The organism is Psychrobacter faecalis (genome assembly GCF_016107575.1).
Lineage (GTDB): Bacteria > Pseudomonadota > Gammaproteobacteria > Pseudomonadales > Moraxellaceae > Psychrobacter > Psychrobacter faecalis.
Window position 1 is genome coordinate 19,773 of sequence record NZ_JABAST010000035.1, and the last position, 11,100, is coordinate 30,872.

The window sequence follows — 11,100 nt, forward strand, 5'->3', positions numbered from 1 at the left end:
GCAAATAAACACTCTATTTTTATTTTCATCAACTAATATTGACTCAGCTGTTCTCTAAACTTTCTTGATATGACGATTGAGGTATGGCAGTTTACGGCAGTGAAGCATAACTATGTGCTTTATCTATTTACTAGAATATTCTGCTGTAGATGTATTTTTTGGTGAAAATAAACCTCTAAAAACAGCACATTTCTAGTCGTTTTACCGATTCTAACAGGACGTTAGGATAGGAGTTTGATTGGCTTAATTTTGCCAGCTTTGTCTGATTTGCTTCGTCATTACTGTGCCATTCATGCTTTTAATTAACGGCCTGAATTTTTTACAAGGATGTATCATGAACAAGACGTTAACCCTCGCTTGCGCTATCGCCGCACCATTATTATTCAGCCAATCCGCTGTTGCCGAGTTTGATTATTTCAAAACCGATGGTAGTTTCAAACGCTTTTCTGTTTCGGCTGGTTGGTTGCACGCTTCTCCGCAAGGCAAAGCCAATCCAATGCAAACTACGACCGCTGCCAAAGATGGTACGGTTGCCGATAATGGCAGTGTAAAAGTAAAAACGGTGCGAGAGGTATTGGTGAAAGATCAAGACCGTTTCGGCTTCATAGATGGCACATTAAAGGGTTTAGGAGCGGAAACGGATTTGTCCGACGTTACAATATTAGGTGACGTTTCTGGTACGACCAAAATTAATGGCTTAGAGAGTTGGACCAGTGCTGGTACTGGACTTGAGGCCGATGATGTCGATACGTTTGGTCTGTTATTTAACTATTATATGAATGATCATTGGTCGATTGAGGTCAAAGCCGGTATACCGCCCAAAGTTGATATTTTAGGGCAAGGGCAAGTATATGCACCGCTCTCGGGCAAAGTCAGTCCTAGCGGTATTGCAGGCGGATTATTGGGCGATTTTGATATTTCCAAAAATATTCCCATTACTGATTTAACTCAAGGCGGCGGGGTATCTTCAAGCGCTCGCGCGTGGCTGCCAGCAGCTGGGGTGCAATATCAATTTGGCAAATCTGGGGTCAATAAATTTCGCCCCTATGTCGGCGCAGGGGTGATGTATGCTTATTTTAATGATATCGAGCTCAATGACGGTATTCGTAACGATTTAGAAATGGCTGGTCATCAAATCCAAAATATTAAGGATGGGAAAGCGGGCGCTGCATTAGAAAATGTAAAATCGACTCAGGGCATGAGCGTCGACGTTGAAGCAGACAGCGCCTTTGCACCTATCGTGACAATTGGCGCGACTTATGATTTTAATGACAAATGGTTTGGCGTTGGTTCTGTATCCTATGCAAAACTCGATAGTGATACGACCATCACCGTTCAAAACGATAGTGGTGAAGAGTTGATTCGAGCGAAAACCAACCTTGATATCGATCCGTATATTACCTATCTTGGCGTTGGCTATCGTTTTTAATAAACGAGTTAAGAAACATTAAGTTAGTAGCATCTTGATAAATATAGCGCACATTCTTAGGGATGTGCGTTGTGCTTTTTAAAAGTTAAAAAAGAAGTTTGATTTAGACAAATTTATCAAGCAGTCGTTTTACTTAGTTATCATTTTTATCCGCTTCGCTTTGCCAGTTTTACGCCCATCCTACTATTAATAGAAGCAGACTTACGAAGCTAAAACACGATATATAAAAATAAGATGATGACTTAATATATGCTATCCTCAATAAATTTATAGACTATTGTAATCATAAATAGCCCCTTTTTTAGCTATAATTTTCTAACTTTATACCCTTTCTAATTGCCTGTATTGACAGAGAGTTATCATGAGCGATGTTGAAGACAAACAGCGACCAGTTGAGTCTGAGCTACCACCTTACCGCCAAGCGGATGCACGTGCGCCCAAATCATCATCGAAATATCCTTGGTGGTTATTGCCAGTATTAGCCGTAGTCCTTGTGATTGGGGTTTTGGTCGGTAAGTATTGGGGCGGCGATAAAGATGCGAGTGTTGATTCACCAGCGGCTAACAAGGCACAAAGCGCAAACGCTGACCTAAAGGAGAGCAGCAATCAGCAGGCAGTGCTTTCGGTCGAAACGGTGATGCCAAGCCAAGACAGTATTGGTAATACCTTAAGCGCTGACGGCACCATCAGTGCCAAAGATGTCGCCAATGTCAGCCCTAAAGTAAATGGTGTGGCTATCGAGCAGGTGTTGGTTGAAGAAGGCGATCGCGTTAAAGCGGGGCAAGTCCTGGCGATATTTGATACCGATGCCATGCAGCAGCAAGTCTTGCAGGCGGAGGCCGATGTTGCCGAAGCCGAAGCAACGCTTGCCAATGCAACTGCCGATGCCGCTCGTGTCCTGCCATTGATTGAGATTGATGCCATCAGTAGGCAAGAAGCGGATCGCTATCGTACCTCAAAACTACAGGCAGAGGCGGCATTGCAAGCCTCTAAAGCCCGTCTTAGTACCCAGCGCTTGAGCGTGAAAAATGCCAATGTGGTCGCACCGGTAAGCGGTGTCATCAGTGAAAAAATGGCGGAAGTCGGTATGGTTGCTGGTGGTGAGCCTTTATTTACTATTATTAAAGGCGGTATTTTAGAGTGGCGTGCTGATATCGATCCTAAACTTCTTGGTGAAGTCAGTGTTGGCACGCCAGTGCGCGTCAGCTTGCCAGCCGGCGATTCGGTTATGGGTAAGGTTAATCGTATTGCGCCAACGGCTGATGATAATCGCCAAATCACCATTTATGCTAGCCTTGCTGCAAACTCAAAAGTACGCGCGGGCATGTACCAAACGGGCGAGTTTTTATTGGGTAGTACCAGCGCGCAAACGGTGCCCAATAGCGCTATCGTCAGCAATGACGGTTATGATTACGTGATGCTAGTGACCAATATTAAGAGCCAAGACGGTCAAAACATTGGCCGTATCAAGCAACAACGCGTGAGTTTGGGTGAGCGCTTTGGTGATAGTGTAGCGCTGGCAGAGCCACTACCAGCAGACAGCCGACTGGTAAAGCAGGGCGGTAGCTTTTTAAACGACGGCGACTTGGTACGTGTGGTTGATGGCCTAAATACCGCCAATGATACATCAGTCAGCCAAACTGGCACAGCCACGCAGGCGCGCTCATGAGTTTAAATGTCTCCGCTTACTCGATTAGAAATCCTTTAGTTGCCATCTTGCTGTTTGTGCTGCTGACCTTGGGCGGCATCTACGGTTTTATGCAAATGAAGGTGCAGCAATTCCCCGATATTGACCTGCCAGCGGTGGTGGTGACGGTGACCTTGCCGGGAGCCGCGCCATCGCAGCTCGAAAACGACATTGCCAAAAAGATAGAAAATAAGCTCACCAGTATTGAGGGCGTTAAGCATATTCGTACCACCCTACAAACGGGTGCCGCGACCATGGTCACCGAGTTTGTCCTAGAAAAAGACATACAAGAAGCGGTCGACGATGTACGTTCGGCGGTCGGTGAAGTACGTGGCGATTTGCCAGCTGCTGCCAATGACCCCATCATTACCAAAGTCTCAACGGCTGGGTTTCCCGTCGTCACTTACTCGGTTGCCTCTGACAATATGAATGTCGAGGATTTGTCTTGGTTCGTCGATGATACGGTCACCAAGCGTTTATCCGATATTCCAGGGGTCAGTACCGTTAGCCGCATCGGTGGTTTGCAACGTGAAATCACCGTTGCTGCCGACCCGATTGTGTTGAGCGGTTTGAAATATCCTATCGCTCAGCTATCAGAACAAATCACTGGTATTCAACAAGACAGCTCAGGCGGTGAAGCGGAAGTAGGTAAAACCACCCAGACTATTCGGGTACTTGGGGCGGTTGAACGTGCCAGTGATTTGAACAATTTACAAGTCGCGGTACCGACAGGTGGTACGCAAGCGCTTGGACGTATGGCACAAATCACCGATGGTGCTGCTGATCCAAGCTCGATTGCTAAGCTTGATGGGCAAACAGTGGTGGCATTTAATATCACCCGTTCGCGCGGTGCCAGTGAGGTTGAGGTGATGGAGCTGGTTGACGCCGAGCTTGCCAAGCTGTCAGCCGATGTCGGCAATATCGATATTGAAAAAGTCTACGATAGAGCCACGCCAATTGCCGAAGATTACAAAGCATCGTTACGCATGCTAATAGAAGGTGGTTTACTTGCAGTCGTCGTGGTGTTCTTATTTTTACGCAATATCCGCGCGACTTTTGTGGCAGCCGTGGCGTTGCCGTTGTCGGTTATTCCTACTTTTTTAGGTATGTACTTATTTGGCTTTAGCTTAAATATTATCTCCTTATTAGCACTGTCATTGGTCATTGGCGTCTTAGTCGATGATGCGATTGTAGAAGTTGAAAATATTATCCGCCATTTGCGCATGGGCAAGACGCCTTATGAAGCTGCGATGGAAGCAGCTGATGAGATTGGTTTAGCAGTCGTCGCGACCACATTTACTCTCATTGCGGTATTTTTACCGACAGCTTTTATGGGCGGTATTGTCGGGCAGTTTTTCCGGCAATTTGGTTGGACTGCCGCCTTATCGATATTTGCATCGTTAATGGTCGCGCGTCTTATCACTCCGATGATGGCCGCTTATATATTGCGCCCAGAAAAAAAGCATGTCGAAAAACAAAGCGCGCTCATGGATTGGTATTTAAAAGTGGTCTCTTGGACGCTGCATCATCGCTGGATTACCATGGGTGCGACATTACTCTTGTTTGTAGCATCACTTACCTTGGTGAAATTACTACCAACGTCCTTTATTCCTGATAATGATATTGACCAAACGCGGGTTGAAATTGAGCTAACGCCAGATGTGGCGCTAGAAGATACCGAACGTGTGGCGGCGATGGCCAGTGAGCGTATATTGGCCATGCCTGAAGTGAGCCATATTTTCACCTCGGTAGGCGAAGCGCAAGCGGCAATGGAAGCCAGCTCTGGCGGCAAAGCTGAAAATATCGCAGGCTTAGATATCGTATTGGCCCCACGCGCAGAGCGTGGCTCTAAGCAAGAGATTGAACGGCAAATAAGCAGCATGCTCTCAGAAGTACCCGGCGCACGCTTTACCGTTGGTTTATCGAGTGGCGGTGAGACCGGTTATAATTTTTCTTTGACCAGTACCGACCCGCGTTTACTTGAGCAAACCGCGCAGCAAATAATGGCAGAGATTCGGGCGTTACCAAGTGCCGGCGCTGTCACCAGTGATCGTAGTCTACCGCGTCAAGAGCTAACGGTAACTCCAGACAGACTAGCGATGGCAGATAAAGGCGTGACCACGCAAGATATCGCCACCACCTTACGTGTGGCGACTGTTGGTGACTATGAGCAGCGGTTATCTAAGCTCAATCTCGATACACGCCAGATTCCTATCGTGGTGCGCCTGCCAGATGTTGCCAAACAAAACGTCAGTCAATTAGAAGGCTTATATGTCCCAAATGCATTGCCACCGGGACAAGGTGTACGGGTAGGTGAAGTTGCATCGTTAAACTTTGGTACCGGACCTGCGCAAATCAGCCGCCTTGATCGTGAGCGGGCGATTAGTATCACCGTGCAGCCTGCCAATGGCGAGCTTGGTGACTTGGTGCAAGCAGTAAAAGCCATACCCAGTATGCAGCAACTACCGACCTCTATTACTATTATCGATCAAGGACAAGCCGAAAACATGGCTGAGCTATTTAGCGGCTTTGTGATTGCGATGTCTGTCGGTGTGGTCTGTATCTTAGGTGTACTGATTTTATTATTTGGGCGGATATTGCAGCCATTTACCATTTTGATGGCTCTACCGTTGTCTATCGGTGGCGCTTTTGTCGGCTTGGTTATTACCAAGAGTAGTCTGTCGATGCCATCGATGATTGGTTTTATCATGCTGATGGGCATCGCCACCAAAAACTCTATCTTATTAGTCGATTATGCCTTGATTGCTCAGCGCCGAGGCTTGGCGCGTTTTGATGCCATTATCGATTCTTGTCGTAAGCGTGCGCGGCCAATTATTATGACCACCATTGCGATGGGCGCTGGCATGATGCCGCTGGTATTTGGCTGGGGCGATGCTGATCCTACTTTCCGTCGTCCGATGGCTGCCGCGGTATTGGGTGGTTTGGTGACCTCAACCTTATTAAGCCTCGTAGTCATTCCCGTGGTTTATACCTTGATGGATGACTTATCAGGATGGTTTGGCAAATGGTTGATACCGCATGGTAAAGAGAAGGAAAGCGTCGTTATTGAAAAATAATTCGTACTAGTAAAGCTGCTGGGTCAATCAAATAGGAATTGGTTGATCTAGGGTTTTGCACCCTGTTAATAATAAGGGTTAGGAGTATTATTGACCTTCCAAAATATTGCCTAAACTTAAGGCATAGCTCAAATTAAAGCCATGCTGACTACAACATATCTAAAAACCTAACCGCAAGCATGGCTGTTAATATAAAAATTAGAGCGCTCACGCATAATGCCTGCCAGAGAAATTTTTTATCATCCATAATTAACTACCTTAAATTCTTTTACGTGAATATAGCATGTTAATTATCTTCTAATGCAAAAAAATCACTCAAAATATCATTATTCATAAAATCTTCTGCCACGCTCCTAGTTATCAACTTCTATTCCATAATCCGATCTTACTAACATGAAATTATCTCATCTTAAATTTAAATACTATCATTTTTATTCACGTTTTGGTTGAGGTATGATTTATCTCATACACACATTGAGTTTTATCTCACACAATGAGAATAAGGTAGCGGATTATCATGAGTAAACAATTTACATATTCCATCTCGAGCATTCGTTTTGATGAAAACTATCATCCGGCAGATAGCACACGTCTGACCACGAACTTTGCCAATTTGGCGCGCGGTGAGCAGCGTGAAGAAAATCTACGTAAAACACTAAGAATGATCAATAATCGTTTTAACGCCTTGGCGCATTGGGACAACCCAGCCGCCGACCGTTACTCTGTTGAAGTTGATATTATTTCAGCAGATTTAGATATTGAAGGTAATGGCCATACCTTTCCAGTCATCGAAACGCTAAAAACCACGATTGTCGACCATAAAGAAAATACCCGTATCGACGGTATGATTGGTAACAGTTTCTCCTCTTATGTACGCGATTATGACTTTAGCGTCGTCCTATTAGAGCATTTCGATAAAAACCCTACATTGCCGCCGCCAGCAGATTTTGGTGACTTACATGGTAAGCTGTTTCAATACTTATTGAATTCAGAAGCTTATCAAGCCAACTTTACCAAACAGCCGGTCATTTGCCTGAGTGTATCAACCAGTAAAACCTATCATCGTACGATCAATCAGCATCCGGTGTTAGGGGTTGAATACCGACAAGACGAATATTCTTTAACTGACGATTATTTTCATAAAATGGGCTTAACGGTGCGCTACTTTATGCCGGCCGGTAGTGTCGCGCCTTTAGCGTTTTATTTTACTGGCGACTTGCTGAGTGATTACACCGATCTTGAGCTCATCAGTGCGATTGCCACTATGGAAACTTTTCAAAAGATTTATCGTCCTGAAATCTATAATGCCAACTCGACGGCAGGACAGGTATATCAGCCCAGTTTGCAATATCAGGATTATTCACTGACGCAAATCGTCTATGACCGTGAAGAGCGTAGCCAAATGGCGGTGAAGCAAGGTAAGTTTACACAAGAGCAATTTATCAAGCCTTACCAAGCGATTCTTGAAGAATGGGCGACAAGCTTTGATGTTAATGAGCGCACGTCGGAAGCGTGTGCAGATAAAGAATACGCTGCCTAACTATTTTCAATCTAGATGCGTTCAACCTAGATGCGTTTAACCTAAATACGTTCAATCTAGCCGAAATTAGAATACTAATAAATAAGAAGATAAATCCTATGACACTATTATTACCAACCCAAAGATTATTACCGACATCAACCGCGGGCAGCTTGCCAAAACCGTCTTGGCTCGCTGAACCTGAAAAAATTTGGTCACCTTGGGCTTTAGAGGGCGAGCAATTGCTCGAAGCCAAACAAGATGCTCTACGGGTGTCGTTACAAGAGCAATTGCAGGCAGGGATTGATATCGTCAGTGATGGCGAGCAAACGCGTCAGCATTTTGTCACTACCTTTATCGAACATCTTGATGGTGTCGATTTCGAAAAGCGTGAAACGGTTAAAATCCGCAATCGCTATGAGGCCAGTGTGCCTTCTGTGGTTGGGGCGGTGAGCCGCCAAAAATCGGTGTTTGTCGACGATGCCAAGTTTCTACGCTCGCAAACCGATCAGCCTATCAAATGGGCGTTGCCCGGCCCGATGACGATGATTGATACTTTATATGATGGTCATTATAAAAGCCGTGAAAAATTGGCTTGGGAATTTGCTAAAATTCTCAATCAAGAAGCGAAAGATTTGGAAGCGGCTGGTGTCGATATTATCCAATTTGATGAACCAGCGTTTAATGTGTTCTTCGATGACGTCAACGATTGGGGTATTGCCACTTTAGAGCGCGCTATCGAAGGGTTAAAGTGTGAGACGGCGGTGCATATTTGCTACGGCTACGGCATCAAAGCCAATACCGATTGGAAAAAAACCTTAGGTACAGAGTGGCGTCAATATGAGCAAGCCTTTCCAAAATTACAGCAGTCAAATATTGATATTGTCTCGCTGGAGTGTCAAAACTCACATGTACCGATGGATTTGATTGAACTGATCCGCGGTAAAAAGGTAATGGTTGGCGCTATTGATGTGGCAACCAATAGCATTGAGACGCCGGAAGAGGTGGCAGATACGTTACGCAAAGCGCTGCAGTTTGTCGATGCAGATAAGCTCTATCCTTCGACCAATTGCGGCATGGCACCGTTATCGCGCCAAGTGGCACGTGGTAAATTAAATGCTTTGAGCGCGGGCGCAGCTATTGTACGTAAAGAGCTCAGCGTTTAGCATCTCTTAACAAAGCTTACCTTGTTTAAATCCATGAGTGACCTCAGTTATCAATATACTTAAAGATTAAAAATACTTAAAGATTAAAAATACTTAAAGATTAAAATTTAGGAGTTAAGTCATGATTGAAGCAACTGATTTTAGAGATGCCATGTCTCTATTACCGACAGCGGTCAATGTGATTACCACAAAAGGCGACTCTGGCTGTCATGGGTTTACCGCCTCTGCGGTCTGTAGCGTGACCGATACACCGCCAACCTTACTGGTCTGTATGAATCAGAGTTCGCGCTCACACGAACATTTTCTTGAAAATAAAACGCTAAGTGTCAATGTCTTAGGTACGCAGCATGAACCCATATCCAATGCCTTTGCCTCCAAACTATGCTCAGAAGAGCGTTTTTGTCACGGTGCTTGGACGACATTAACCACGGGCGCACCTGTTTTAGAGGACGCGCTGGTCAGTTTTGATTGTGAAATTGATGACATTCAACAAGTCGGCACACACAGTATTTTTATGTGCCGCGTGGTCGCCATCAAACAAGGTGTGAGCGATGAAAGTTTGGTGTATTTCAATCGCTCGTACCATCAAGTCGGTCAAACAGAAATCGTTTAATTTACCTTTAAAGCCCTTGTTATTTAACTAAAACCCTATCTAACCGAGAAGTAATTATCTTGTGGAAATACTCATTTTTTTAATAATAGGCGCGCTAGCAGGATTTGCTGCCGGGCTTTTTGGTGTAGGCGGTGGCACAATTATCGTGCCCTTATTGTTTGTCGTTTTTACCCAAATGGATTACAGTCCTGACAGCATTATGCATTTAGCATTAGGGACATCATTGGCGACCATTATAGTCACCTCTATTAGCTCGCTTATGGCACACAATAAAAAAGGCGCTGTGATGTGGCCGGTGTTTAAAAATTTGGCACCCGGATTGGCGCTAGGTTGTTTCTTAGGCGCAGGGATTGCAGGACAGATATCTGGGCTATATCTCCAGCTGATTGTTGGGGTGTTTTTGCTGTGGGTTGCTTATAAGATGTTTTTTGCTGGTAAAAAACCTGTTGCTAATCATTCTAGTGGCGCTAATGATGTCAGTAGCGTCAACTATGCCAATACAGCACTACCGTCAAAACCTAAGCAATTAGCAGCAGGCGGGGTTATCGGTATCGCTTCTGCTATCTTTGGTATTGGCGGCGGTAGCTTAACCGTGCCTTATCTCACGCGTTATAACGTGGTGATGCAAAAAGCGGTTGGGACCTCAGCGGCGTGCGGATTGCCGATTGCCATTGCCGGTGCGTTAGGTTTCATGTTTTTTGGCATGCAGCAGCAAGTCGATGTGCCCAATACCATCGGCTTTGTCCATATCTATGCCTTTTTAGGCATTAGTATTATGAGCTTTTTTACCGCAAAGTTGGGCGCAAAAGTCGCGCATATACTATCGCCAGAACTATTAAAGAAATGCTTTGCGATATTATTGACGGTGGTGGGGTTTTATTTCCTTTATAAAGGGCTGGTTTAAATATTCATGTTTGTATAATGGGGCGTATTCTCTTTAGAATGAGGATGCGCCCTAATCATATTATTTTGGCTAATTAGGTTCAATAAAGATAATTATGTTCAATAAACTTCAAGCATTGGTTGTACTTTCAGCCTTTCTAACAGTAATTGCCTGTTCGGATGACAAGTCTGATTTAGCTCATGATGAAAAGGTTACCACAGCTAGCAATCACGAACGTGATACGCAGGAGATGTATCGTAAGATCGATACGTTAAAAAGAGAGCTGCCAAGCGTAATTGATGAAGTTACTACGTTAGAAAAGATTGATTTTGATGGAAAAACGGTTACTTTCGGCTATCGGCTAAAGATATCTGATTATAATGCTTCTAAAAGAAAAGAGATTGAAACGGCAATGCGCGATGAACATACTAAGTTAGCCTGTGCAGAAGCAGAAGTTATGCAAGGGATAAATAAGGGATTTGATTATCAGTATAGTTATTACGATTTAGATGATAGTAAAGTGGCTAGTTTTGAGGTCACAAAAGACATTTGCGACAACCTAAATAAGGCTGACTCTGAAATTGAAATAGGGACATAATCAACTCTGGGTTACTTTGCTGCTGCATATAATATTTATACTGAGATATATCCAAATTATTGAAATTTTTTTTGGGAGTTTCCCAAACTCTGTGTAACTGCTTATAATCCACTAACAGGAGAATAAGC

General features: G+C 44.5%; 8 protein-coding genes. All 8 read left to right on the forward strand.

What is annotated here, in order from left to right; genetic code table 11:
* Positions 1 to 334: 334 nt before the first annotated feature.
* The 8 genes from JFC07_RS10425 (at position 335) to JFC07_RS10460 (ending at position 10,972) form a co-directional block, all read left to right on the forward strand.
* The gene (locus tag JFC07_RS10425; RefSeq protein ID WP_068406115.1) at positions 335 to 1,429 is read left to right on the forward strand and encodes an OmpW/AlkL family protein; all 1,095 of its coding nucleotides are present in this window, start codon (positions 335 to 337) and stop codon (positions 1,427 to 1,429) included.
* 361 nt (positions 1,430 to 1,790) lie between these two features.
* Positions 1,791 to 3,098: an efflux RND transporter periplasmic adaptor subunit gene (locus tag JFC07_RS10430; RefSeq protein WP_068406112.1), complete on the forward strand. Its 1,308-nt coding sequence runs from the start codon at positions 1,791 to 1,793 to the stop codon at positions 3,096 to 3,098.
* Positions 3,095 to 6,193 carry an efflux RND transporter permease subunit gene (locus JFC07_RS10435; protein ID WP_198328999.1) on the forward strand — a complete coding sequence of 1,033 codons (3,099 nt, stop codon included), beginning with the start codon at positions 3,095 to 3,097 and terminating at the stop codon, positions 6,191 to 6,193. Before JFC07_RS10430 ends, JFC07_RS10435 begins: the two co-directional genes overlap by 4 nt.
* A 517-nt stretch (positions 6,194 to 6,710) precedes the next feature.
* On the forward strand, positions 6,711 to 7,733 hold the full coding sequence (locus tag JFC07_RS10440; protein WP_193030219.1) for a DUF1852 domain-containing protein: 1,023 nt from the start codon (positions 6,711 to 6,713) through the stop codon (positions 7,731 to 7,733).
* Positions 7,734 to 7,831: 98 nt separating this feature from the next.
* Positions 7,832 to 8,878 (forward strand): methionine synthase, encoded by a 1,047-nt coding sequence (locus JFC07_RS10445; protein WP_193030221.1) that lies wholly within the window; start codon positions 7,832 to 7,834, stop codon positions 8,876 to 8,878.
* Positions 8,879 to 8,999: 121 nt separating this feature from the next.
* Positions 9,000 to 9,491 (forward strand): flavin reductase, encoded by a 492-nt coding sequence (locus JFC07_RS10450; protein WP_068406101.1) that lies wholly within the window; start codon positions 9,000 to 9,002, stop codon positions 9,489 to 9,491.
* A 61-nt stretch (positions 9,492 to 9,552) separates the two neighbouring features.
* On the forward strand, positions 9,553 to 10,395 hold the full coding sequence (locus JFC07_RS10455; RefSeq protein ID WP_193030223.1) for a sulfite exporter TauE/SafE family protein: 843 nt from the start codon (positions 9,553 to 9,555) through the stop codon (positions 10,393 to 10,395).
* A gap of 94 nt (positions 10,396 to 10,489) precedes the next feature.
* Entirely contained in the window at positions 10,490 to 10,972 is a 483-nt protein-coding gene (locus JFC07_RS10460; protein WP_193030225.1) for a hypothetical protein, read from the forward strand.
* The last annotated feature ends 128 nt before the right edge of the window (positions 10,973 to 11,100 follow it).